The organism is Nonomuraea ferruginea, from assembly GCF_039540635.1.
Taxonomy (GTDB): domain Bacteria; phylum Actinomycetota; class Actinomycetes; order Streptosporangiales; family Streptosporangiaceae; genus Nonomuraea; species Nonomuraea ferruginea.
Genome location: NZ_BAABFD010000006.1, coordinates 222,506 through 246,131 on the forward strand (window position 1 = coordinate 222,506; position 23,626 = coordinate 246,131).

Genomic DNA, 23,626 nt, shown 5'->3' on the forward strand with positions numbered 1-23,626 from the left:
TCTGCCGTGTCACGTCCGATGTGCGTAGAACCATGCATCGGGGGTCGCCGCGATGATGCTGCTCAGTCTCTTGTTCAGAGTATTGGTGCTGTGGTAGGTCATGTACAGTTCGTCGGCGTTCTGTCCTGAACCGTCGCGGCCGGTGACGAACATGGAGTGGCTGATGTTGTCGTTCCGGTCGAAGTCGATTTGCAGGACGTCGCTGACGCCCATTTCCCAGATGTAGTCGAGCGGCTCCGTCCGGCCGGAATTGAAGGGACTGGCGAACCAGTACCAGTTCTCGGCCGCCGCCCAGGTGTAGGTGGTGGTCCAGTTCCCTTCGTGCCCGTAATACCACTGGTCGGGGAGGGTCCGGTTCTCGCCTGGCCAGGAGCCCGTCTCCGCCCAGCCTCCGGCCTTGACTATCTGCGACAGGAAGTTGGTGCAGTCGCCGCCTTCACCGCCGTAGGTCCGGTAGTTCGGGTTGTAGTTGCTCCAGTATTGGAGGGCGTATCTCGTCATCGCGCCGTAGTCGTAGGCGAGTGTGGAGTTTCCGGGAGCACGATAGGTGGGAGACGATTTGTCGGGCACCGTGCCCTGGGACGTCGTCCGTGGCCGGGATGTGCTGCTGAGCTTCTTACTGGATGGAACGGCTTTGGACGGTACGGTTCCTGCGGTGCTCGGGTAGGTGTCGGGAGCGAGGTCTCCCACGCGGATATCCGGCGCATCATGGCTGAGCACCCACTGGCTTCCCTCCAGGGTGTACGTCAGGGTGTGACGCAGTTGGTACTGCTCGGCCTCCGGACTGCCTGGCGTCGTGCGGGCGTAGAACAACGTGGTGTTCTCGGTCAGCTTGACCGTCGCGGTCTTGCCGTTGGTCGATATCTGCGTGTCGGAGACGGTGACCTCGCCCCGGCTGTGCCCGCCGTTGGCTGATCTCAACTTCTCGCGGCGTACGTCGATCGCGGCGGAGTCGGCTCGGAGCGTCTCCTTGAGCTGCTCGCTCGCCGGCGTCGCGTGGAGTGCGGTGCCCCGCGAGTCGCCGGTCAGTTGGGCGACTCGCGATTTGAGGTACATCAGTGCGGCGGTTTCGAGGTCTTCGGCCGAAGCGTGTGTGTCGGCCGAATATGCGGGCGTGCTGATTGCCATCAGACAAGCGGTGGCCGCGGCCACCCATAAGTGCCGTTTCCTTGAACGCACGACGCCTCCCCGTCAACTGCTGTCATGACAATTCGTTGATCGCTTCGCAAGGATCTCTTGCGAAGGGATATCCGTCAACACTGCGCATGCCGGAAAACGCATGTCGGTGCCGCATGGACGAGTAACCGTCCGGGGCGGCCAGGGTGTCAGCTCCGGTGGTCAATCCTTGATCCGTGCCGCGCTAAGATCATCCATGCTTCCGGATGGTTTCTGGCGGGTTATCAGGATTGGATTAGTAGGTCTGGTTCTTGCGGCGACGGTCGCGGGCCTGCTGATCGGTGATGCCTGGCTCTGGGTGGCCGTCGAATGGGCGCCGCCGGCTTATGCGGGCTTCTCCGGGCGAGAAGGGTTCGACACCCCGACGGTCGTGGCGCTGCTCGTGGCCGCCCCGGTGAAGGCCGCGTGCCTGTGGCTGATCCTGCGTGCTCCTGCGCGGGGACCGCTCGACCGCCGGGAGAAGGCGCTGCGCGGGCTGCTGTATCTGGCGGTGGCGGACAACCTCGTGCTGTGGTACCCGATCGCGCTGCTCCCCGACGCGGTCGACACGGCCTTCCAGCTCGCGCTGTGGGCCGCGATCGATGTTCTCTTCCTGCTCGTCATCCGCTGGCGGTCCGGCATGCTGCGAGCGGCGGCCGGCGCGATGTTCGCCGTCGAGCTGGTCGTGATGACCGACGAGCTGCTCGACGACCTCGACCTCCCAGAGCTCGGCGCGGCCGGCAACGTCGCACCGATCTTGATTCTGGGCGGAGTGGCGGGGATCCTCATCACGGTCATCGGGCAGTGGCGCGACGGCCGGTGGAGCCGTGGCACGCTGACCGCCGGTTGGCTGTCGGTGGGCGTCTACGCGCTGGTGCTCCCGCTCGACATTCTCCTCGACACGATCCCCGGCGACGGTCTGGCGGTGTCGGTCCTGATGGAGGCGGTGACCCTCGTCAGCACCGTGTGGATCGCGGCGACCGCCCGTGAAATGCCCAAGGAGGACCGCCTGGCGGACCTTCCGCCCGCGCGGCAGCGCGCGATCCGCGTCGCGGTGGCGGCCGTGGCCGTGCTGCCGGTCATCGCGCAGATCCACCCGGAGCAGGCCGCGCACCTCACCCACACCGGCTGGTCGATGGGCTGCTATGACCGGCCCAGCTTCGGCGACCTGAAACCTGAGGAGCGCGACGCCGCGTTCCTGTGCCTGGCGCGGAGCAGAGACGGCGGGGTTCCGCCCATCTTCCCGGACAGCCTGTCGGACCAGGGCGTCCTCTCGTACGCGCGAGCACTGTGCCGTGCGAAGGACCGCGACGAGCAGACGGCGATCCTGACGCGGGCCGGGAGCGCGCGGCCCGCGTGGGGCGCGGACCCGTGGGACCTCGTCTACGTCTGCCCGGAGATCATCGGCGCGACCCATCCCGAGCTGCTGCGGTCGACCGCGGAGAAGAAGGCGGCGAGCGACGCCTACCTCGCCGAGAGGAACGCGAGTTGCCGCGACCCGTGGCCCCGGACGAAGGGTGTCGTCCAGGCCACGGCCACCTACTTCCTGTTCGCCGACGGCGATGCCGGATATCTGGTCCACGATCCCGGCGACCCGGCGGCCGGCGAGGCGGCGGAGCGGGCGACGGACAAGGTCTACGACGACAGCGCCGGCATCGGGGTGGCCCGCAGCGCGGTGCTCATCGGGCACGTCGAGGACGTCATCGATCTGTGTCTCACCGTGAAGGCCCTCCGCACCGCGCCGCCCCGGCGGACGGCCGGGTGGGATCAGGTCAACGAGGTGCCGATCGTCAGCCGCAGCGGCCGGCTCACCGTGCCGGAGATGGGCGACGGAGAGGTGGGCGCGGGTGCCCCGATGCCGAACCTGGCGATCGCGGGGAAGGGCCGCTACCGGCTCCGCGTCTACGTGCGGGTCGGCGACGCGGGTGAGGAGCACCTCGTCGTGGTGTTCCCGGGCGCGTCGAGGAAGAGGGTCGAGCTGAAACGGTGGACAGCTCGATGATCGCGATCTCCGGTGCGATGGCGCTGCCGACCACGTGGAAACGCCGAGATCTCGTCCATCGTCGTCAGGAGGTGTGCGGCATGCGGCCGATGCCGGGCAGGAAGCGGCCGACGCGCGCCGCGTACCGCAGATAGGCGGCGCCGTGCACGCGCCGGAGATACGGTTCTTCGACGGCGCGGACCTGCAGCTCGATCGCCACGACGGCCAGAACCAGCGCGGCCAGGGAGATCAGGTTGGGGACCATGGCGGCCAGCCCGGCAGCGGTGGCGATCATGGCGGTGAAGATGGGGTTGCGCGCGAGGGCGAAGGCGCCGGTGGTGACCAGGTCGGTGGTCTCGCTCTCGGCCACGCCGATGCGCCAGGAGGCGCCCATCGAGGTCTGCGCGGCCAGCGTGGCCGCCACTCCGAGCAGGGCCAGCACTGTTCCGGCCGCCTGCAGGGGCCGCTGGTCGATGCCGGGCAGCGGCGGCAGGCCGGCCAGGGCTGCGGTCGGCCCGGCCGCGCCGGCGGCCAGAGCGGCGACGAACAGGAGTTTCGCCCACCACTGGACGCTGCCGCGGGCGAGGGCTGCACCGCGGAAGCCGGCGTCTCCGGTGCGGCGCCACTGCACCCAGCTGCGCAGCCCGAACGCCAGCAGGGCCCAGGCGAGATAGATGACCAACGCGGTGACGGGCATGTCAGTCTCCCGGGCAGGAGCAGCCGGGGGCGCAGGCCTGGGTGGTCACGCAGCAGGCGTGGCCGCGCCAGGCGTCGCGGCCTTCCTTGACCGCGACGGCGGCGATGACCAGGGCGGCGATCGGGTCGGCCCAGGACCAGCCGAAGGCGCTGTTGAGCGCCAGGCCCACGAGCAGCACGGCGGACAGGTACGTGCACAGCAGCGTCTGCTTGGAGTCGGCCACCGCGGAGGCGGAGCCGAGCTCGCGGCCGGTGCGGCGCTGCGCGGCCGACAGGAACGGCATGATCACCAGCGACAGCGCGGCCAGGACCAGGCCGGGGGTGGAGTGCTCGGCCTCGCCGTCGCCGAGCAGGGCGCGCCCGGCGTCGAAGGTGACGTAGGCGGCCAGCGCGAAGAACGAGACCGCGATGACGCGCAGCGCGGCCTTCTCCCGCTTCTCGTGGTCGGCGGCGGAGAACTGCCAGGCCACCGCGGCGGCGGAGGCGACCTCCACCACGGAGTCGAGACCGAAGCCGATCAGGGCGGCGGAGGAGGCGACGGCTCCGGCCGTGATGGCCACCACGGCTTCGATCACGTTGTACGTGATGGTCGCGGCGACCAGGAGCCGGACGCGGCGCCGCAGGACGGCCCGCCGCGCCGGGACGGTGACGTTCGGCGCGGTCACGACACCGTCTCCCCGGCCTCCCGTACGGGACACAGCGCCACGGCGTGGCCGGTGGCGGCCAGCAACTGCTCGGCCGAGGCGAGCAGGTCCATCAGCTCGGGCCGGGTCAGGGAGTAGAAGGACTGGCGGCCTTCGGCGCGGTAGCCGACCAGGCCACAGTCGCGCAGGCAGGCCAGATGCTTGGACACCGTGGACTGGGCCAGCCCGAGCTGGGTGGTCAGGTCCACCACGCGGGCCTCGCCGCGCGCGAGCCGCTGCACGATGCGCAGCCGGGTCTCGTCGGCCAGGGAGTGGAACATCGCCGCCGCCGGGGAGACGCCGGCGGCGATGTCCGCGCTGACACAACGGCCACCATCAGAATCAATCGCCATATGGCGATGATAGCTCGATATCACGATGCATATGCAAGAGGCACGGGCTGCGCTCCTGAGCGGGCTGGTCAGCCGGCTCGCCCGCGCGGCCGTACGACGGCGACCGGGCAGGAGGCGTAGTGAAGCACCCCGTGGCTGACCGAGCCGAGCACGGCTGAGCGGATCGCTCCCCTCCCCCGGGAGCCCACGACGACCAGGTCGGCACGCACGGACGCCTCGCACAGCGCCGCAACGGGATTGCCGCGGTAATCCGAAACGGTCGCGGCCACGCCGGGATGCCGCTCCGACCATGGCGACAACATCCTCTGGACCTCTTCCCGCCGCGCCTCGGCGATGATGTCGAAATCCCGTGGGAAGCCCCGGCCCAACCTGCTCGACGGCAGATCCCAGGCGTGCACCACCCGCAGCCGGGCGCCATGCGCCTCCGCCTCCTTGAAGGCGTAGTCGATGGCCGGGTGTTCGGGATCCTGAGGATTCAGGCCGGCCACGATCTCGCCCCGCATCATCGCGGGTGAGCCACGGACCACCACCACAGGACCCGCTGCGTGCCCGGCGAGGCCCAGGGCCACCGAGCCCAGCAGGAGCCCGGTGAATCCGCCCAGGCCGCGACTGCCGACCACGATGGCCGAGGCCTCGTCGGCCTGTGCACGCAACACCTCGGCGGTATCACCGTAGAGCAGCTCGGTGCTCACGCGGACGGTGCCGCGGAACCCGGCGGCCACCGCTGCGGCCTCCTGCAGCTGCAGCTCACCTTCCTCACGCGCCGGGTCGTCGGCTGAACGCTCGTATGCCCGCCCGCCGTGGACGAACGGCTCTACGACGTGGACGATACGCAGGTCGCGATCGCGTCGGGCCGCGTCGTCGGCCGCCCACACCACCGCGGCCAGCCCTCCCCGGGAACCGTCCACCCCTGCGACGATCGGTTCGGCCATGTCATAGCCCCCTCCACTCGGTTCCGCCGACCGCCTCGGCAACCGGTCGAGCACGTACGCACCACCTGTCCGATGCCGGGCGGTCACCCTGACCGGAGGAACTCCAGCAGCCGGTCGACCGGCCAGGTGTTGATGACCCGTCCGGCCGTGAGCCAGCCCCGCTGCGCGGTACCGACGCCGTACCGCATGTTGCCCAGGTGCGGGACGGCATGCGCGTCGCTGCCGATGGCGAAGAGCACGCCGAAGTCCAGCGCTCGCCGGACGAGGCCGGCGGGCAGGTCGAGGCGGTCGGGAAAGGCATCGATCTCCAGAGCCGTTCCGGTGCGGGCGCACGCCCGGAAAACCTCATCCCAGTCCGCGTCGACCGGTTCGCGGCTGCCGATGATCCTGGCGGTGGGATGGCCGATGATCTTGACGTACGGATTCTCGCAGGCCCGGACGATGCGCCGGGTCATCTCGGCCCGCGGCTGCCCGAAGTGCGAATGCACCGCCGCGAGGCACAGATCGAACTCCGCCAGGAATTCCGCCGGCCAGTCGACGTCTCCCTCCGGATCGATGTTCAACTCGGTGCCGTGCAGCAGTCGCAGCTCCGGGTAGTCGTCTGCCAGCCGGCGGACCCGTTCACGTTGAGCCAGGGCCTTCTCGCGGGTCATCCGCTGCATGTACAGGTTCGGGGCGTGGTCGGTCACCGCGTAGTAGCCGTAGCCGCGCTTGGCCGCCGCCGCGACCATCTCCTCCAGCGGCGCCACCCCATCGGTGAGATCAGTGTGGGTGTGCAGGTCGCCGCGGATGTCGGCCTCGCTGACCAGCACGGGCAGTTCTCCCCGGAGCGCGGCCTCGATCTCGCCGCTGTCCTCCCGAAGCGTCGGCGGGATCCATGGCAGGCCGAGCCGGTCGTAGACCTCCCCCTCGTCGGCCGAGACGATCCTCTCTCCGGTCTCCACGTCGAACAGGCCGTACTCCGAGAGCTTCAGCTTCTGATGCAGTGCGATCTCGCGGGTGTGGATGTTGTGGGGCTTGGAACCGGTGAAGTACTGCAGTGCCGCCCCCCAGGAGTCCTGGTGAACCACCCGCAGATCGACCTGGAGGCCGGCGGGGGTGCGGATCGAGCTCTTGGTGCCGCCACTCGCGATCACTTCGGCGGCGAGGGACGAGCCCGTGAACGCCGCCATCAAAGCCGCGGAGTCCCCGGACGTGGCCAGTACGTCGACATCGCCGATCGTGTCCTTCATGCGGCGCAGCGATCCGACGAACGAACACCGCCGGCAGCCGCCGACCGCCGACAGTTCCGCGACGACCTGCTCGGCGACGCCCATCGCGACATCGATGTGGACGCGCCGGCCCGTCTTGTTCATCAGCTCGATGCCGTGGAGCAGGTTCTCCTCCGTCTTCGCGCCGAATCCGCGCAGCCCGTGCAGGTTCCCGGCCCGGATCGCCTCCTCGAGCGCCTCGACCGAGCCGATCCCGAGTTCCCCGTAAAGGACCATGGCCTTCTTCGGACCGAGTGAGGGAATCGTCGTCAACCGGCGTACTCCGGCCGGCACCTTCACCCGGAGTTCCTCCAGTTGGTAAATGACACCGGTCTGGCGGAACTCCTCGATCTTCCCCGCGATCGACGTGCCGACATTGGGTATGTGGCGCAGTCCGGCCGCGTCGAGGTGGGTGATGTCCTGGGCGTACCCGCCGACCGACCGCGCCGCCTTCTCGTACACCCGGACCTTGAACGCGTCGCCCCCGGTGATCGCTATCAGGTCGGCGTACTCCTGCAACAGCGCGGCGACCTCGTCGTTGATCCGATCCATCTGAAGCACCTCGTTCCGTGCGGCCGGGTCTCATGGACCGCCGGCGCGGCGGGGCCGCCCGCGCGGACGCGGGCGGCCGCCGCGCGTCAGAGATCACCCTGGCGCAGCGGTTTCAGTGAGAGGTCGCCGAGATCGCTTCCACCAGTACGCCGACCTTGTCCTCGGGCAGCTTCGCCGCGAGATCGGCCTGGCTGATGATGCCGACCAGTTCCTCGTTCTCCAGCACCGGCAGCCGGCGGATCTTGTGCTCGGCCATCTGGTGCAGGACTTCCTCGATGTCCGCGCTCGCGTCGATCGACCACACCTGCTCTGCTTCGATGAGCTGCCCGGCGGCGAGCGTGGCCGGGTTCTCGCCTCTCGCGACGCACTTCACGACGATGTCGCGGTCGGTGATGATGCCCTTGAGCCGTCCCTCCTCGCAGACCGGCAGCGCACCGACGTTCATGTCCGTCATCCGGCGCGCCGCCGTGTCGACGGTCTCGTTGATCTGAAGGCATTCACAGCCATGGTGCATGACATCACGCGCTGTCGTCATGTCGCTTCCTTCCCTGTGACGTCCCCTTCGATGTCGTGCTACTCAGCCCGCGGCCCGTGAAACCCGCCGAAAGCATCTTTGACCTGCAATTTCTGCAGCATCCCCATCAAGTTTTTGCCGACGGCCGTGGTGAAGGGGCGTCGAGGTGGGGAGGGTGGCAGCGAACTCAGGAGGTGGACCGGTGTTCGTCGATCGTCATGACGCGGGTGTCCGTCTGGCCGAACGAGTGAGGGAAGCCGTCAGCGACGAGAACGTGGTCGTCGTGGGGCTGCCCCGAGGGGGCGTGCCGGTGGCCTTCGAGGTGGCCCGGGCCCTGGGCGCGCCGCTGGACGTGATCGTGGTCCGCAAGCTGGGGGTGCCGTTCCAGCCCGAGCTGGGGTTCGGCGCCATCGGGGAGGGCGGCGTACGGGTGATCAACGCGGGGGTCGTCCAGATGGCGCATCTGACGCGGGGGGAGATGGCCGGCGTAACCGAGGACGAGCAGGCCGAGGTCATGCGCCGCGCGAGCCGCTTCCGCCGTGATCGGGCGCCGGTCGACCTGGCGGGCCGTACGGTCGTCGTGGTGGACGACGGGATCGCCACGGGTGGCACGGCCCGGGCCGCCTGTCAGGTGGCTCGTGCGCACGGAGCCGGGCGGGTGATCCTGGCGGTGCCGGTGGGCCCGCCGGAGACGATCGAGAGCCTGCGCGCGGATGCCGACGAGGTGATCTGTCTGGAGACGCCGGCTGACCTGTTCGCCATCGGGTTCTGGTACCGCGATTTCACCCAGACCACGGACGACGAGGTGATCGAGCTGCTGGGGCGGTCCACAGGCGCGTGATCCTCAGGCTCGGGCGAGGAGTTCGGCCAGGTGCAGCGGGCGGTGCCGGGTTCCGGCGTGTTCGATCTGGGTGCGGCAGCTGAAGCCGTCGGCCAGGACGATCGTGCCAGGGTCGCTCTGACGGATGGCGGGCAGCAGCTCGTGCTCGGCGCAGGCGAGTGACGTGCGCAGGTGACCGGCGGTGAAGCCGAAGTCGCCGGCCAGGCCGCAGCAGCCGCCGACCGTGCGCAGCTGGACCCCGGCCTGCCGGAGCACCTGCTGATCGGCCTCGTAACCGAGGACGGCGTGCTGGTGGCAGTGCGGCTGGGCGACGGCGGCGAGGTCGATGCGCGGCGGCCGCCAGCCGTCGGTGCCGGTGAGGAGCTCGGCCAGGGTCCTCGTCTGCTCGGCCAGCCGGGTGACATCGCGGTCGCCGGGCAGCAGGTTCGCGGCGTCGTCCCGGAAGACGGCGGTGCAGCTGGGTTCGAGCCCGACGATCGGGATGCCACGCCGGAGCAGGGGCGCGAGCGTGTCCAGGGTTCGTCGCAGCACGCGGCGGGCGATGCCGAGCTGCCCGGTGGAGATCCAGGTCAGCCCGCAGCAGAGGGTGCGCGGTGGGACGAGCACCCGGTAGCCGGCGCCTTCCAGGACGGTGACGGCCGCGGCCGCGATGCGCGGGGCCAGGTTGTCGGTGAAGGTGTCCGGCCACAGCAGCACCTCGCCGCGTTCGCCGCTGCCGTGCGGCCCCCGTCGGCGGTAGGCGTCGCTGAAGCGGATCCCCGCGAAGGACGGCAGGGGCCGGGACGGCTCCATCCCGCCCAGCCGCTTGACGAGCCGGGCCAGGCCGGGCGCGTGGGTCACGGTGTTGACCAGGCCCGGGGCGAAAGAGGCCAGCCGCGCCCACACCGGCAGCCAGCCCATGCTGTAGTGGGCGGCGGGCCGGAGCCGGCCCGCGTAGTGGTGGGCGAGGAACTCGGCCTTGTAGGTGGCCATGTCCACACCCACGGGGCAGTCATGCTTGCAGCCCTTGCAGGCCAGGCAGAGGTCGAGGGCGTCGTGCACGGCGGTGGAGCGCCAGCCGTCGGTCACGGCGGAGTCGTGGTGCCCGTTCAGCATCTCGAACAGCAGCCGGGCACGCCCTCGGGTGGAGTGCTCCTCCTCCCCGGTGGCCCGGTAGGAAGGGCACATGACGCCGCCCTGGTGGCTGCGGCACTGGCCGACGCCGACGCAGCGCATCACGGCCCGCTGGAAGCTGCCCTGGTCGTCGGGGTAGCCGAACTCGGTCTCGGGCTCGGCGGGCGTCCAGGCGCTGCCCAGCCGCAGGTTCGTGGTGATCCCGTACGGGGAGACGACCTTGCCGGGGTTCATCCGGTCATCGGGGTCGAACACCGCCTTGACCTGCTGGAAAGCGCCGACGATGGTGGGCCCGAACATCTTGGGCAGCAGCTCGGCCCTGGCCTGGCCGTCGCCGTGCTCGCCCGACAGGGAGCCGCCGTAGGAGACGGCCAGATCCGCGGCCCGGTCGAGGAAAGCGCGGAAGGCCGCCACGCCGTCGGCGGTGAGCAGGTCGAACGGTATGCGGGTGTGCACGCAGGCATGGCCGAAGTGGCCGTACAGCGCGGCGTCGCCGTATCCGAACTCTTCCAGCAGGCGGCGCAGGTCACGCAGGTAGTCGCCGAGGCGGTCCGGGGAGACGGCCGAGTCCTCCCAGCCGGGCCAGGTGTCGGGCATGCCGGGGCCGCGCGCGGTGGCGCCGAGCCCTGCCTCGCGCAGCTCCCACAGTTGCTGCTCGGCGGCGGGGTCGTCGAAGAACGCCACGTCCGGGGCCTGCTCGCCGCGGCCGAGATCCTCCACGAGGGCGCGTGCCCGCTGGTCGGCGTCCTCCTGGTCGTCGCCGGTGAACGACACCATCAGCCAGGCGCCGCCTTCCGGCAGACGGGCGACCGCCTGCCGGTGCATGTGTTTGCGGGTCTCGTACCCGACGAGCTTGTCGTCGATGCCTTCCAGCTGGAGCGGCCGGTGCGCGGTGATCCGCGGCACGGCGTCGGCCGCCGCCGCGATGTCGTGGTAGCCGAGCACGAGCAGGCTCTGCGCGGCCGGCACGGGCACGAGCGCCAGTTCGGCGCGGAGCACGGTGACCAGGGTGCCTTCGGAGCCGACCAGGGCGCGGGCCAGGTCGAACGGGCCGCCTGGCAGCAGTTGGTCGAGGTTGTAGCCGGAGACCCGGCGTGGGATGTCCGGGTATCGGCGGCGGATCTCGTCCGCGTTCTCGCCGGCGATCTCGCGCAGCCTGCGCAGGATCTCGGCCGGGCGGCCTCCCTCCGCGGTGATCCGGTCGTACTCCTCGTCGCTCGTGGGGCCCACCCACATGCGCGTCCCGTCGTAGGTGAGGATCTCCAGCCGGACGACGTTGTCGGCGGTCTTGCCGTACAGCTGGGCGGTGGATCCGCAGGAGTTGTTGCCGATCATGCCGCCGAGCGTGCAGTGGGAGTGCGTGGACGGGCGGGGGCCGAACATCAGGCCTGTCGGTGCGAGCCGCCGGTTGAGGTCGTCCAGCACGATGCCGGGCTCCACCACGCAGGTACGGGCCCGCTCGTCGACGGAGACCAGGCGGTCGCAGTACTTGGACCAGTCGATGATCACGGCGGTGTTGCAGGTCTGGCCGGCCAGGCTGGTCCCGCCGCCGCGTGAGGTGATCGGCGCCCGGTGCTCGCGGCAGACCGCCACCGCGACGGCCGCGGCCTCCACCGTGCGCGGCACGACGACGCCGAGGGGCACCTGCCGGTAGTTGGAGGCGTCGGTGGAGTAGGCGCCCCGGCTGCCGGGGTCGAAGCGGACCTCGCCGTCCACCCTGGCGGCCAGGTCCCGTTCCAGATCGCGGACCCGCACGTAGGGCTGCCGGCTCCTGAGGCCGGAGTCGGGGCGTGTCATCACTTTGAGCGTTTCCGCGACGATACGGGTCACGCCTGCGGTCCTGCCCTGCCCGCCGGAGCGGAATGCTGACGAATGTGGAAAGACTTCGCACGGGTGTCAGGGGGCGGCCAGCGCGGCGGCGGTGTTGATGACGGACACGTGGCTGTAGGCCTGCGGGAAGTTGCCGATCTGCCGACGGCGGGCGGTGTCGTACTCCTCCGAGAGCAGCCCGACGTCGTTGCGCAGGCCGAGCAGCCGGTCGAACAGGTCGCGCGCAGGGCGGCGGCGGCCCAGCATCGCCAGCGCGTCGGCCAGCCAGAACGAGCAGGCCAGGAAGATGCCCTCGCGGCCGGGCAGCCCGTCCACGCCCTCGTGCTCGGGCCGGTAGCGGACCACGAAGCCGTCCTCCACCAGCTCGCGCTGGATCGCGTCCACGGTCCCGGCCACACGCGGGTCGTCCGCCGGCAGGAATCCGAGGCGCGGGATGAGCAGCAGCGCGGCGTCCAGACCGGTGGAGCCGTAGTACTGGGTGAAGGTGCCGCGGCCGGCGTCGTAGCCCTGCGCGCACACCTCGTCCTGGATCTCGCGGCGCAGCGCCCGCCACCGGTCCACCGGCCCGCCCAGCCCGAACGCCTCCACCGCCTGGACCATCCGGTCGGCGGCCACCCAGGCGAGGATCTTGGAGTGCACGAACTGCCGACGCGGGCCGCGCATCTCCCACAGCCCGTTGTCGGGCCGCCGCCAGACGCCTTCGAGATAGTCCATGATGCTCCGCTGCAGGTCCCACGCCTCCTCCACCACCGCGAGCCCCGACTGCCTGGCCAGGTGGAGACAGTCGAGGGTCTCGCCGTAGACGTCGAGCTGGAACTGGCCGCTGGCGGCGTTGCCGACGTTGACGGGGGACGAGCCCTCGTAGCCGGGCAGCCAGTCCACGCTCCATTCGGGGATGCGCCGGGCTCCCTCGACCGTGTACATGATCTGCAGGGCGGCCGGATGCCCGGCGACGGCGCGAAGCAACCAGTCCCGCCAGGCGCGGGCCTCGGCGTCGTAGCCGGCCGACATGAGCGCCTGCAGGGTGAACGAGGCGTCGCGCAGCCAGCAGTAGCGGTAGTCCCAGTTGCGGGAACCGCCGATCTGCTCGGGCAGTGACGTGGTGGCGGCGGCGACGATCCCCCCGGTCGGCGCGTACGTGAGGGCCTTCAGAGTCAGCAGGCTGCCGCGTACGGCGGCGCCGTCGTCGCCCCGGTAGCCGCAGCCGCTGATCCAGTCGCGCCACATGCGCTCGGCTCCGGTCAGGGACTCCTGCGCGTCGATGGCGTCCGGGCGGGGCAGCCACGAGTGCTGCCAGGTCAGGACGAACGGCACCCGGTCACCTGGCCCGACCGTGAACTCCGCGGTGGTGCGCCGGGCGTCCTCGTCGACGCACAGAGGGACGGGAGTGCGCAGCCAGGCGGCGTCGGGCCCGGCCACGGCGGCGAAGAGGCCGTGCTCGTAGCGCAGCCAGGGCTCGTCGCGCCCGTAGTCGAAGCGGAGCATCAACTCCATGCGCATCCCGACCCGGCCGCGCACGCCCTCGACGATCCGGACCACGTCGGGCGCCTGCCCGCGCGGCGGCATGAAGTCCAGGATCCGCACCGCGCCGCCGTCGCACTCCCATGTGCTTTCCAGGACCAGCGTGTCGTCCAGGTAGCGGCGGGAGGAGCACGGGCCGCCAGACGCCGGAGCCAGCAGCCACCGGCCCGCACCGGGCTCGCCCAGCAGGGCGGCGAAGCAGGCGGGAGAGTCGAAGCGCGGCAGGCACAGCCAGTCGACGGACCCGTCACGGGCGACCAGGGCGGCGGTGTGCATGTCCCCGATGAGGGCATAGTCCTCGATCCGCATCCCGGTCACCTCCTGGTCCTACGCGGTGCGGTACGGCCGCGCGGCGTCGGCGCGCAGGGTCAGGCCGTGACCCGGTTCCCCGGTGACCGGGCCTGCCAGCCCGCCGGTGGGGTCGGCGGCCCCGTCGAACAGCTCGGCCTCGATGCGCTGGTGGTCGTGGAACCACTCGATGTGCCGCAGGTTGGGCGTGGCGGCGGCGGCCGGCAGGTGCAGGTTGGGCGCGCAGTGCGCGGAGACCTGCAGATTGTGCCCGGCCGCGACCGCGCAGGCGGCGAACCAGCCGGTGTAGCCGCCGCAGCGGGTGGCGTCGGCCTGGAGACAGTCGACCGCTTCCGCCTGGCACATGCGGGTGAAGTACGCCACGTCGCTCCCGTACTCCCCCGCGGCCACGTCGGCGGTGACCTGCCCCCTGACCAGCCGCAGGCCGGCCAGATCGTCGGAGGAGACCGGCTCCTCGACCCAGCGCACGTCGTGCTCGCGCATCTGCTCGGCCTGCCGGACGGCCTGCTTGGCGGTGTAGCCGCCGTTGGCGTCGACGTACAGCTCGGCGTCGCCGCCGATGACGCGCCGGGCCAGCGCGATCCGGTGCAGGTCGCGGTCGGGTCTGGCGCCGGACGACTCGCCGATCTTGATCTTGACGCGGCCGATGCCCAGCTCGTGGACCCAGTGGGTGAGCTGCGCGACGGTCGCGTCATCGTCATAGGTGGTGAAACCGCCCGACCCGTACAGCGGCACCCGCTCGCGGGCCATGCCGAACAGCCCGGCCAGGGACGTCCCCAGCAGTCGCGCCTTGAGATCCCACAGCGCGACGTCCACGGCGGAGACGGCGTACCCGGCGACGCCGGGACGGCCGGCGTTGCGCACCCGGCGGATCATGGACGCCCAGATCGCCGGGATCGCCAGGGCGTCCGCCCCCGTGACCACCTCCGCCAGGACGTCGCCGATGAATCCGGCCGCGGCCGCGGGCGCGTACGTCCATCCGGTCCCCGTCATGCCCTCGGCGCGGACCGTGGCGACGACCAGGGTCGTGGCGTCCCAGGCGAGGGTGCCGTCCCCTTCTGGCTGGTCGGTCGGCACCCGGTAGGCGGCGGCGGTCACCCCCTCGATCCTGCTCATGTGAGTGCGTGCTACCCCGTCCTACCTGGACAAACGGGCGTCAGCCGGTCCGCACGAGCTGCCACTGCTGGTTGTTGCCGCCCCAGTCGTCGTACTGGACGATGTTGGCGTTGTCGGCGGTGGAGGCGCCCTGGACCTCCAGGGCCTTGCCGCTGTTGCGGTTGATCAGGCGGAGGTAGCCGCCGGAGTCGGCCGTCCGCCACTGCTGGTTGGCGCCGTTGTGGTCGGCCCACTGGACGATGGATGCGCCGTTGGCGGTCGACCAGTTGTGGACGTCCAGCACCTTGCCGGAATGGCGGGACTTCAGGCGGTAGTAGCCGCCGCCCGAGTCGACGAACTGCCATTGCTGCTGGTTGCCGTTGTTACGGGTCCACTGGGTGATGCGGCCGCCGTCGGCGGTGGACAGGTTGTAGACGTCCAGGGCCTTGCCGCTGTTGCGGTTGACCAGGACATACCAGGCACTGGTGTCGATCCCGCCAGGGGACCCGGTAACGCCGGTGACGAAGGTGGTCACGCTTCGGGCGGGGAGCGTGACGGTGAAGGAGCCGTTGGACACGCCGGTCGTGCCCTGGGGCGCGACGTTCCTGCTCGCGTCGGTGAGCCAGGACGAGACGCTGGACGCGGTGCCGTTCGCCAGGGTGAACTGCTGGCTCACCCCGGAGGTTCCCTTGTTGATGGCGACGACGACCACCGTGGAGTCACCGCCCCGGTAGGCCGAGACGTAGACGTTCGACGCCGGGTTCGCCGTCGCCTCGATCCGCACGTACCCGGGGCGGACGAACCTGGCGAACTGCGCCATGTTGGCGCCGCGCTTGCTGATCTGGCCGTCCTCCCGCATGGGGCCGTAACCGCGCCGGATGTACCACCAGATGTAGGCCTGGAACTCGGCGTCCACCATGGCGCGGTGGATGTGCTCCCCCACGTCGAGCGCCTGGGGCCAGAGGTCCGCCGAATCGCTGCTGTTGGGGTAGTAGACCTCGGTCATCCAGAGCTCCTTGCCCGCGCCCTTCTGCTTGAAGAGGGGGTACGGGAAGTTCGCGAACGACGTGCCGTAGAGGTGAGCGCCGATGATGTCCACGTTGGCCAGCGCCGAGGGGTCGTTGAGTATGGGGTCCGACATGTTCTTCAGGTACTGGAAGGACTCGGGCGCGATGACCCTGGTGCCGATCGAGCCGGCGTTCTCCCGCAGGAACCGCACCATTTCGGCGGGAGTCCACCACGTCCATTCGTGGGCGTAGTCGGGCTCGTTCTGCACCGAGATGCCGTACAGGTTCACCCCGTTGTTCCGCAGGAAGCCGTTGAAGTCGTTCAGGTGCTGGGCGTAGGCGCCGTACATGTCGTACCTGAGGCGCCGGGCGTTGGTCTGGCTGCCACGTACGAAGGTCTCGACCATGTGGGCGGGAGGGTTCCACGGCGAGGCGATGACGGTCGCCCCGAGCTCGATCGCGCGCCGCGCCGTCGCCAGGTCACGGCTCCAGTCGGCCTGGTTCTCGGGGACGGGGATCCTGAGCACGGAGAACCCCAGGCGGCCCTCGCCGGTGCCGAACGCCGTGTCCCGCTGGGCGGCCGTCAGGTCGCCGATCCAGGCGGAGTGGGTCATGCCGCCGAAGCCGCGGATCGTCTGCCGCCCCGCCGACGGATCGATGACCGCCGCGGCGGCGGCCGTCGCCCCCGCGGGCCGCGCCGTGGCCGCGATGACGGGCAGGGCTCCCATCGTGGCCAGCATGGTCCTCCGGCTGACGGGTCCGTTCCGCATGTTGCCTCCTCTTTTGGGAGCGCTCCCAATTCGGCGTACGCACGTACATGTCGGGGAGGGAGGGACTATCTCGGAGCGCCGAGTGTTCGCGCTAACATCTCTGGCTGGAAGGTAGAGCCCTCGCCCCGGCGCGTCAACCGTTCACCGGGAAGAAACTTAACCAAGATCATGACCGGAGGGCGGCCGTGCTCTGGCGGACCACGAGTTCGGTCCCCAGCTCCACCCGTTTCTGCTGGAGCGTCTCCCCCTCGGCCAGGCTGATCAGCATGGTCGCGGCCGTGGCGCCCATCTCGCGCAGAGGCTGGTGGATGGTGGTGAGCGGCGGCTGCGCCCAGCGCCAGACCGGCATGTCGTCGAAGCCGATCACGCTCAGGTCGTCGGGAATGCGGAGCCGCAGCTCGTGGGCCGCGTGGTAGACGCCGATGGCCTGACCGTCGTTGGCGGCGAAGATCGCGGTGGGCGGCTCGGGTAATTTCATCAGCTGATGAGTGTGGGCCACCCCGTCCTCGATCTGAAAGTTTCCCTGGCGGATGAGAGCCGGGTCGATCGGCACACCCGCGGCGTCGAGAGCGGCGCGGTAGCCGTCCAGCCGGGCCCGGCTGGAGAGCGCGAACGAGGGTCCGGTGATCATCGCGATGCGCCGGTGGCCGAGTTCGAGCAGGTGACGGGTGGCCTCCAGGCCGCCGCTCCAGTTGGTGGCGGCCACGGACGGCACGCCGAGCCCCGGATTGCCCGCGGGATCCAGCACCACCAGGGGGATCTCCTGGGTCGCGAGGCGCACGCGCTGATCCTCGGCCGGCCCGGAGAACACGGTGATCACACCGGCGGGACGGCGGGTGAGCAGGTCGCCGATCCATTTGGGCTCGGGAGTGTGCCGGCCGCCGAGCTCGGAGACCACCACGCTCAGGCCGTGGGTCCAGGCGACCCGCTGGACCCCCTTGACGATCTCTATCGGGTAGTCTCCGGCGAGCTCGTGGAAGACGACCTCGATGAGGCTCGCGGGTTTGATGCGACGGCGCTGCCGGCGGTAGCCGTGTTCCTCGATGAGCCTCTCGACCAGCGCGCGGGTCGTCGGGCCCACCTCCGAGCGACCGTTGATGACCTTGGAGACCGTGGCGGTGGACACTCCTGCCAGCTCGGCCAGCTGAGTCAGGGTCAGTGGTACCGAAGGTGCCGATTCGCCGATGGGGGGTTCTCCGGTCGAGGCCATATCCGGAGTTTATCCAGGTACTTTTCGGTCGTCTCTCGGAGAGGAAGCAAGTTAACCCGGCGCCTTCGTGGTTCACGGGGGCTGTTCTCTGAAACTTTCACACACGGGTGTCCTGCCGTGTGCGCTTCTTTCCGGCGAATGCGCAGGCGAAGCGACATCCGGACGGCGACACCCCTGTGCGCGAGTGGTGGTCCCTCGTTGACGACGGACGGGGGCATCGGATGTACTCCGCGACAACGTACTCGTCGAAGAAGGCCGCACGGTTTCACGCGGCAGAGTGTTAGCGCTAACAAGTTTCGTGGTGATTTTCGTCCAGGCAAGCGGCCAACGGCTCTGGAGGTCTCTGTGAGGCGCGTGCTCGCGGTTCTCTCGTCACTGCTGCTGGTGGGCGTGTTCCTCACGCCACAGGCGTCGGCCGCGACGGTCGACACCAACGCCTGGTACGTCCTGGTCAACCGCAACAGCGGCAAGGCCCTGGACGTCTACAACCTGTCCACCGCCGACGGCGGCCGCATCACCCAATGGACACGTAACAACGGCAACCAGCAGCAATGGCAGTTCGTCGACTCGGGCGGCGGCTACTACCGCCTGAAGTCCCGCCACTCCGGCAAGGTTCTCGACGTCTACAACTTCTCCACCGCCAACGGCGCATCCATCGTCCAGTGGGCCGACCACAACGGCACCAACCAGCAATGGCGGCTCGCCGACAGCCCGGACGGATACGTGCGGCTCATCTCCCGCCACAGCAACAAGGCACTCGAAGTCCAGAACGCCTCCACCGCCGACAACGCCAACATCGTCCAGTACGACGACTGGGGCGGCAACAACCAGCAGTGGCAGCTCGTCCCGATCGGGAGCGACCCGAATCCGGGCGGCACCTACACCAACCCGGTCGTCTGGCAGGACTTCGCCGACGGCGACATCATCCGGGTGGGCGACGCCTACTACTACTCGGCCTCGACGATGCACTACTCGCCGGGCGCGCCGATCCTGCGCTCCTACAATCTGGTCGACTGGGAGTACGCCGGGCATTCGGTGCCGAGGCTCGACTTCGGCTCGGGCGCCTACGACCTCAACGGCGGCCGGGCGTACGTGAAGGGCATCTGGGCCTCGACCCTGAACTACCGGCCCAGCAACAGCACCTACTACTGGATCGGCTGCGTCGAGTTCAACCGGACGTACGTCTACACCGCCTCCGCCGTGGACGGCACGTGGAGCAAGCGCTCGCAGATCAACAACTGCTACTACGACGCCGGCCTGCTGGTCGACACCGACGACACCATGTACGTCGCGTACGGCAACGGCACCATCAGCGTCGCCCAGCTCACGGCCGACGGGCTCGGCCAGGTCCGCGCCCAGCAGGTGTTCCAGACCCCGAGCAGCGTCGGCACCCTGGAGGGCGCCCGCTTCTACAAGCGGAACGGCTACTACTACATCTGGCTCACCCGCCCCGCCAACGGCCAGTACGTGCTCCGCTCCACGTCGCCGTGGGGTCCGTACGAGATGCGCCAGGTCCTGCTCGACATGCCCGGCCCCATCTCCGGCGGCGGCGTCCCCCATCAGGGCGGGCTCGTCCAGACCCAGAACGGCGCGTGGTACTACATGTCGTTCGTCGACGCCTACCCCGGCGGGCGGGTCCCGGCGCTCGCGCCGATCACCTGGAACGGCGACTGGCCGACCGTGCAGACCGTCAACGGCGGCTGGGGCGTCACCTACCCGAAGCCGAACATCCAGACCAGCCGGACCGTGGCATCCATGATCGGCCCCGACACCTTCACCTCGGGCAGCCTCGGGCACCGCTGGGAGTGGAACCACAACCCCGACACCAGCCGCTTCTCCACGGGCAACGGCCTGCGCCTGCAGACCGCGACCGTCACCGGCGACCTCTACAACGCCCGCAACACGCTGACCCACCGCATCCAGGGCCCGTCGTCGACGGCGACGATCGAGCTCGACTACTCGCAGATGAGCAACGGCGACCGCGCCGGGCTGGCCATGCTGCGCGACCAGTCGGCCTGGATCGGCGTCAAACGCGACAACGGCGTCAACCGGGTCGTGATGACCAACGGGCTCACCATGAACAGTTCGTGGCAGACCACCGGCACCGGCACCGAGGCGGCGAGCGCGAACATCTCGGGCGGCCGGCTCTGGCTGCGGGTCAGCGCCGACATCCGGCCCGGGTCCGGCAGGCAGGCCCGCTTCTCCTACAGCACGAACGGCAGCGACTTCGTGAGCCTCGGCCCGGCCTTCGCCCTGAACAACGCCTGGCAGTTCTTCATGGGCTACCGCTTCGGGATCTTCAACTACGCCACCCAGTCACTCGGCGGCGCGGTGACCGTGCGCCGCTTCGACCTCACCACCCCTTGACCTCGACCCCTTGACCTCGACCCCTTGACCTCGACGCAGAAAGGCGCGAACCCGTCCATGAAGAACAGATTCCTGGCCGTCCTCGCGACGGTGGCCGCCTTACTGGCGAGCCTGCTCGTCGCCCTTCCCGCCGCCCACGCCGCCACCGTGGACACCAACGCCTGGTACGTCCTGGTGAACCGCAACAGCGGCAAGGCCCTGGACGTCTACAACCTGTCCACCGCCGACGGCGGCCGCATCACCCAGTGGACCCGTAACAACGGCAACCAGCAGCAATGGCAGTTCGTCGACTCGGGCGGCGGCTACTACCGCCTGAAGTCCCGCCATTCCGGCAAGGTGCTGGACGTCTACAACTGGTCGACCGCCAACGGCGGTGCGATCGTCCAGTGGGCCGACCACAACGGCACCAACCAGCAGTGGCGGCTCGCCGACAGCCCGGACGGATACGTGCGGCTCATCTCCCGCCACAGCAACAAGGCACTCGAAGTGCAGGGCGCCTCCACCGCCGACAACGCCAACATCGTCCAGTACGACGACTGGGGCGGCAACAACCAGCAGTGGCAGCTCGTCCGGGTGGACGGCGGCGGCGGCGACCCGGGCCAGTGCGACCTTCCCTCGACGTACCGCTGGACGTCGACGGGCCCGCTGGCGCAGCCGAAGTCGGGCTGGGTCTCGCTCAAGGACTTCACCGTCGCCCCCTACAACGGCAGGCACCTCGTCTACGCGACGACGCACGACACGGGCACCAGGTGGGGCTCGATGAACTTCAGCCTGTTCACCAACTGGTCGGACATGGCCTCGGCCAGCCAGAACACGATGTCGTCCTCCACCGTCGCGCCCACGCTCTTCTACTTCGCCCCCAGGAACATCTGGGTGCTCGCCTACCAGTGGGGCAGGACCGCCTTCTCCTACAGGACGTCGAGCGACCCCACCAACCCGAACGGCTGGTCGTCGGAGCAGCCGCTCTTCTCCGGAAGCATCTCGAACTCCGGAACCGGCCCCATCGACCAGACGCTCATCGGTGACAGCACGAACATGTACCTGTTCTTCGCCGGCGACAACGGCAGGATCTACCGGGCCAGCATGCCCATCGGGAACTTCCCCGGCAATTTCGGCACCACCTCGACCGTGATCATGAGTGACACGACGAACAACCTGTTCGAGGGCGTCCAGGTCTACAAGCTCCAGGGCCAGAACAAGTACCTCATGCTCGTCGAGGCGATCGGCTCCCAGGGCCGCTACTTCCGCTCGTTCACGGCCACCAGCCTGAACGGTTCGTGGACGCCGCAGGCCGCCACAGAGGGCAACCCCTTCGCCGGCAAGGCCAACAGCGGCGCCACCTGGACCAACGACATCAGTCACGGCGAGCTGGTCCGCGCCAACGCCGACCAGACCTTCACCGTCGACCCCTGCAACCTGCAGCTGCTCTACCAGGGGCGCAGCCCCAACTCCGGCGGCGACTACGGGCTCCTGCCCTACCGCCCGGGTCTGCTGACCCAGCAGCGCTGATGGCGTGACCTCGAAGGCGGGCCCTGCACAAGGGCCCGCCTTTGACATGCCGTGCCGCTTCCCTGATGATAAGCGGCAATGAAAACGGTTTTCGTTCCTAAGCGGCCGTCCGAGGCGCGCGAAGGCCCGCGCGTGGGCGTGATCGTCGTGTCGCTGGCCGTCGCCCTGGCGGTGTCGGTGCTGCTGGCGATCGGCTCGGGCGCCGCGGCCGTGCCTCCCGGCCAGACGCTGCGCTACCTGTGGGCGGCCGTCACCGGCGGTGCGATCTCCGCCGAGGAGATCACGGCCTACCAGATCATCTGGCAGGTCAGGACGCCGCGGGTACTCCTGGCCGTGCTGGTGGGAGCCGGCCTCAGCGCGGTCGGCGTGGCGGTCCAGGCCATGGTGCGCAACGCGCTGGCCGACCCGTTCGTCCTGGGGGTCTCGTCAGGGGCGTCGGCCGGGGCCGTCCTGGTCACGGTGTCCGGCGGGCTGGCCGCGATGGGGATCTACGCGGTCTCCGCGGGCGCCTTCCTCGGCGCGCTGCTCGTCTCGGCCCTGGTCTACCTGGTCTCACGTCGAGGCGGCGGGCTGGAGCCGCTGCGCCTGGTCCTCACCGGGGTGGCGATGGCGTTCGGGTTCCAGGCGGTCATGAGTTTGATCGTCTACTTCGCCCCGGACGGCGAGTCGACCAGCACCGTGCTGTTCTGGTCGATGGGCGGCCTGGGCGGGGCGACGTGGGGAGCGCTGCCGGTGGTGACGGTCGTCACGACCGTCTCCGTCGTGGTGCTGCGGCGGCTCGGCCGGAGCCTGGACGTGCTGGCTCTGGGCGACGAGACCTCGATGAGCCTCGGGGTGGACACCGAGACGCTCCGCCGCGGGCTGTTCGTCCTGACCTCGCTGCTCACGGGCGCGATGGTGGCCGTCAGTGGCGCGATCGGGTTCGTCGGGCTGGTGATGCCGCACGTGGTGCGGCTGTGGGTGGGGGCCGCGCACGTGCGCGTGCTGGCCGTCGCGCCGCTCGCCGGCGCCGTCTTCATGGTCTGGGCCGACCTCATGGCGCGGACCGTGGTGGCGCCGCGCGAGCTGCCGATCGGGGTGATCACCGCGCTGGTCGGCGTGCCGGTGTTCGTCACGCTGCTGCGCCGGCGCGGCTACCTCTTCGGGGGCCGGTCATGACGGCCGACCTGAAGGTGGACGGCCTGTCGGTGTCGCTGGGCGGCGCCACCGTCGTCAGGAGTCTTTCGCTCGCCGTCGGGCCCGGCCAGGTCGTGGGGCTGATCGGGCCCAACGGCTCGGGCAAGACGACGGCGTTGCGGTGCGTCTACCGGGCGCTGCGGCCGTCGCGCGGCGCGATCTGGATCGACGGTCAGGACCTGTCCGCCATGACGCTGCGGGACAGCGCGCGCGTGGTCGCCGCGCTCACCCAGGAGGGAGGCGCGGATCTCGACTTCACGGTCGAGGAGGTGGTCGCCCTCGGCCGGGCCCCGCACGTACGGGGCAACCAGGCGCTCGGCCCGCGCGAGCGGGAGCTGTGCCGGCAGGCCATGGAGCGGATGCAGGTCCTGCACCTGGCGGGCCGGGGCGTGTTGTCGCTGTCCGGCGGCGAACGCCGGCGGGTGCTGGTCGCCCGCGCGCTCGTCCAGGAGCCGCGGCTCCTCGTCCTGGACGAACCGACCAACCATCTCGACCTGCGTCACCAGATCCGGCTGCTGTCGATGCTCAAGGGCTCCGGCCTCGGCGTGCTCGTCACCCTGCACGACCTCAACCTCGCCGCCTCCGCCTGCGACCACCTGGTCGTGCTCGCCGCGGGCGAGGTCGTCGCCTCCGGCACGCCCGGCGAGGTCCTCACCGAAGCTCTCCTGCGCGACGTCTTCGACGTCGTGGCCAGCGTCGTCCCCCATCCCCTCACCGGTGTGCCGCAGGTGCTCTACGACCTCGGCCCATGAAAGGAACCAC

Annotated in this window: 18 protein-coding genes; 6 read left to right on the forward strand and 12 right to left on the reverse strand. The window is 69.9% G+C overall.

Annotation, left to right across the window (positions count from 1 at the left end; genetic code table 11):
• Positions 1 to 9: 9 nt before the first annotated feature.
• A complete protein-coding gene (locus ABD999_RS14045) occupies positions 10 to 1,128 on the reverse strand; it encodes an amidase domain-containing protein (RefSeq protein ID WP_271276084.1) in 1,119 nt (372 codons plus the stop codon).
• A gap of 346 nt (positions 1,129 to 1,474) precedes the next feature.
• Here ABD999_RS14045 and ABD999_RS14050 point away from each other — a divergent pair, with 346 nt between their 5' ends.
• Positions 1,475 to 3,157: a hypothetical protein gene (locus ABD999_RS14050; protein ID WP_271276083.1), complete on the forward strand. Its 1,683-nt coding sequence runs from the start codon at positions 1,475 to 1,477 to the stop codon at positions 3,155 to 3,157.
• 64 nt (positions 3,158 to 3,221) lie between these two features.
• Here ABD999_RS14050 and ABD999_RS14055 read toward each other — a convergent pair whose 3' ends face one another.
• The 6 genes from ABD999_RS14055 to ABD999_RS14080 form a co-directional block, all read right to left on the reverse strand.
• Positions 3,222 to 3,833, reverse strand: coding sequence for a methyltransferase family protein (locus tag ABD999_RS14055; RefSeq protein WP_271276082.1), 612 nt, complete (start codon positions 3,831 to 3,833; stop codon positions 3,222 to 3,224).
• 1 nt (position 3,834) lies between these two features.
• The gene (locus tag ABD999_RS14060; RefSeq protein WP_271276081.1) at positions 3,835 to 4,497 is read right to left on the reverse strand and encodes a cation efflux transmembrane domain-containing protein; all 663 of its coding nucleotides are present in this window, start codon (positions 4,495 to 4,497) and stop codon (positions 3,835 to 3,837) included.
• The gene (locus tag ABD999_RS14065; protein ID WP_148036263.1) at positions 4,494 to 4,868 is read right to left on the reverse strand and encodes an ArsR/SmtB family transcription factor; all 375 of its coding nucleotides are present in this window, start codon (positions 4,866 to 4,868) and stop codon (positions 4,494 to 4,496) included. The genes ABD999_RS14060 and ABD999_RS14065 overlap by 4 nt, the downstream gene beginning before the upstream one ends.
• A 68-nt stretch (positions 4,869 to 4,936) precedes the next feature.
• Positions 4,937 to 5,800 carry a universal stress protein gene (locus ABD999_RS14070; protein WP_271276080.1) on the reverse strand — a complete coding sequence of 288 codons (864 nt, stop codon included), beginning with the start codon at positions 5,798 to 5,800 and terminating at the stop codon, positions 4,937 to 4,939.
• Between the two features lie 83 nt (positions 5,801 to 5,883).
• Positions 5,884 to 7,602 carry a DNA polymerase/3'-5' exonuclease PolX gene (polX, locus tag ABD999_RS14075; RefSeq protein ID WP_271276079.1) on the reverse strand — a complete coding sequence of 573 codons (1,719 nt, stop codon included), beginning with the start codon at positions 7,600 to 7,602 and terminating at the stop codon, positions 5,884 to 5,886.
• 112 nt (positions 7,603 to 7,714) lie between these two features.
• Positions 7,715 to 8,137 carry a CBS domain-containing protein gene (locus tag ABD999_RS14080; RefSeq protein WP_148036260.1) on the reverse strand — a complete coding sequence of 141 codons (423 nt, stop codon included), beginning with the start codon at positions 8,135 to 8,137 and terminating at the stop codon, positions 7,715 to 7,717.
• 181 nt (positions 8,138 to 8,318) lie between these two features.
• On the opposite strand from ABD999_RS14080, the gene ABD999_RS14085 reads away from it, so the two are divergent.
• Complete coding sequence (locus ABD999_RS14085; RefSeq protein WP_271276078.1) at positions 8,319 to 8,957, forward strand: phosphoribosyltransferase; 639 nt, start codon at positions 8,319 to 8,321, stop codon at positions 8,955 to 8,957.
• Positions 8,958 to 8,960: 3 nt separating this feature from the next.
• Here ABD999_RS14085 and ABD999_RS14090 read toward each other — a convergent pair whose 3' ends face one another.
• From ABD999_RS14090 to ABD999_RS14110, 5 genes are all read right to left on the reverse strand, one after another.
• Entirely contained in the window at positions 8,961 to 11,867 is a 2,907-nt protein-coding gene (locus ABD999_RS14090) for an FAD-binding and (Fe-S)-binding domain-containing protein (RefSeq protein ID WP_271276077.1), read from the reverse strand.
• A 99-nt stretch (positions 11,868 to 11,966) separates the two neighbouring features.
• The gene (locus tag ABD999_RS14095) at positions 11,967 to 13,730 is read right to left on the reverse strand and encodes a glycoside hydrolase family 15 protein (RefSeq protein WP_271276076.1); all 1,764 of its coding nucleotides are present in this window, start codon (positions 13,728 to 13,730) and stop codon (positions 11,967 to 11,969) included.
• Positions 13,731 to 13,748: 18 nt separating this feature from the next.
• On the reverse strand, positions 13,749 to 14,846 hold the full coding sequence (locus tag ABD999_RS14100) for an enolase C-terminal domain-like protein (RefSeq protein ID WP_271276075.1): 1,098 nt from the start codon (positions 14,844 to 14,846) through the stop codon (positions 13,749 to 13,751).
• A gap of 40 nt (positions 14,847 to 14,886) precedes the next feature.
• Positions 14,887 to 16,602, reverse strand: a complete 1,716-nt coding sequence (gene xynC / locus ABD999_RS14105; protein ID WP_271276074.1) for a glucuronoarabinoxylan endo-1,4-beta-xylanase XynC — start codon at positions 16,600 to 16,602, stop codon at positions 14,887 to 14,889.
• A gap of 166 nt (positions 16,603 to 16,768) precedes the next feature.
• Positions 16,769 to 17,812 carry a LacI family DNA-binding transcriptional regulator gene (locus tag ABD999_RS14110; protein ID WP_219545524.1) on the reverse strand — a complete coding sequence of 348 codons (1,044 nt, stop codon included), beginning with the start codon at positions 17,810 to 17,812 and terminating at the stop codon, positions 16,769 to 16,771.
• Positions 17,813 to 18,157: 345 nt separating this feature from the next.
• Between ABD999_RS14110 and ABD999_RS14115 the strand changes: the two genes are divergently transcribed.
• The 4 genes from ABD999_RS14115 (at position 18,158) to ABD999_RS14130 (ending at position 23,616) form a co-directional block, all read left to right on the forward strand.
• A complete protein-coding gene (locus tag ABD999_RS14115; RefSeq protein WP_271276073.1) occupies positions 18,158 to 20,179 on the forward strand; it encodes an RICIN domain-containing protein in 2,022 nt (673 codons plus the stop codon).
• Between the two features lie 57 nt (positions 20,180 to 20,236).
• Positions 20,237 to 21,688 (forward strand): non-reducing end alpha-L-arabinofuranosidase family hydrolase, encoded by a 1,452-nt coding sequence (locus ABD999_RS14120; protein WP_148036254.1) that lies wholly within the window; start codon positions 20,237 to 20,239, stop codon positions 21,686 to 21,688.
• A gap of 78 nt (positions 21,689 to 21,766) precedes the next feature.
• The gene (locus ABD999_RS14125; RefSeq protein WP_378525335.1) at positions 21,767 to 22,846 is read left to right on the forward strand and encodes a FecCD family ABC transporter permease; all 1,080 of its coding nucleotides are present in this window, start codon (positions 21,767 to 21,769) and stop codon (positions 22,844 to 22,846) included.
• Positions 22,843 to 23,616, forward strand: coding sequence for an ABC transporter ATP-binding protein (locus tag ABD999_RS14130; protein WP_271276071.1), 774 nt, complete (start codon positions 22,843 to 22,845; stop codon positions 23,614 to 23,616). Before ABD999_RS14125 ends, ABD999_RS14130 begins: the two co-directional genes overlap by 4 nt.
• Positions 23,617 to 23,626: the final 10 nt, after the last annotated feature.

What these genes read in the sequence shown, in the direction of transcription:
- ABD999_RS14095 (WP_271276076.1), bottom strand. Translation starts at nt 13,730, where the DNA reads ATGCGGATCGAGGACTATGCCCTCATCGGGGACATGCACACCGCCGCC.
- ABD999_RS14070 (WP_271276080.1), bottom strand. Translation starts at nt 5,800, where the DNA reads ATGGCCGAACCGATCGTCGCAGGGGTGGACGGTTCCCGGGGAGGGCTG.
- ABD999_RS14120 (WP_148036254.1), top strand. Translation starts at nt 20,237, where the DNA reads ATGAAGAACAGATTCCTGGCCGTCCTCGCGACGGTGGCCGCCTTACTG.
- ABD999_RS14125 (WP_378525335.1), top strand. Translation starts at nt 21,767, where the DNA reads ATGAAAACGGTTTTCGTTCCTAAGCGGCCGTCCGAGGCGCGCGAAGGC.
- ABD999_RS14055 (WP_271276082.1), bottom strand. Translation starts at nt 3,833, where the DNA reads ATGCCCGTCACCGCGTTGGTCATCTATCTCGCCTGGGCCCTGCTGGCG.
- ABD999_RS14045 (WP_271276084.1), bottom strand. Translation starts at nt 1,128, where the DNA reads ATGGCAATCAGCACGCCCGCATATTCGGCCGACACACACGCTTCGGCC.
- ABD999_RS14065 (WP_148036263.1), bottom strand. Translation starts at nt 4,868, where the DNA reads ATGGCGATTGATTCTGATGGTGGCCGTTGTGTCAGCGCGGACATCGCC.
- ABD999_RS14110 (WP_219545524.1), bottom strand. Translation starts at nt 17,812, where the DNA reads ATGGCCTCGACCGGAGAACCCCCCATCGGCGAATCGGCACCTTCGGTA.
- xynC (WP_271276074.1), bottom strand. Translation starts at nt 16,602, where the DNA reads ATGCGGAACGGACCCGTCAGCCGGAGGACCATGCTGGCCACGATGGGA.
- polX (WP_271276079.1), bottom strand. Translation starts at nt 7,602, where the DNA reads ATGGATCGGATCAACGACGAGGTCGCCGCGCTGTTGCAGGAGTACGCC.
- ABD999_RS14130 (WP_271276071.1), top strand. Translation starts at nt 22,843, where the DNA reads ATGACGGCCGACCTGAAGGTGGACGGCCTGTCGGTGTCGCTGGGCGGC.
- ABD999_RS14080 (WP_148036260.1), bottom strand. Translation starts at nt 8,137, where the DNA reads ATGACGACAGCGCGTGATGTCATGCACCATGGCTGTGAATGCCTTCAG.
- ABD999_RS14100 (WP_271276075.1), bottom strand. Translation starts at nt 14,846, where the DNA reads ATGAGCAGGATCGAGGGGGTGACCGCCGCCGCCTACCGGGTGCCGACC.
- ABD999_RS14090 (WP_271276077.1), bottom strand. Translation starts at nt 11,867, where the DNA reads ATGACACGCCCCGACTCCGGCCTCAGGAGCCGGCAGCCCTACGTGCGG.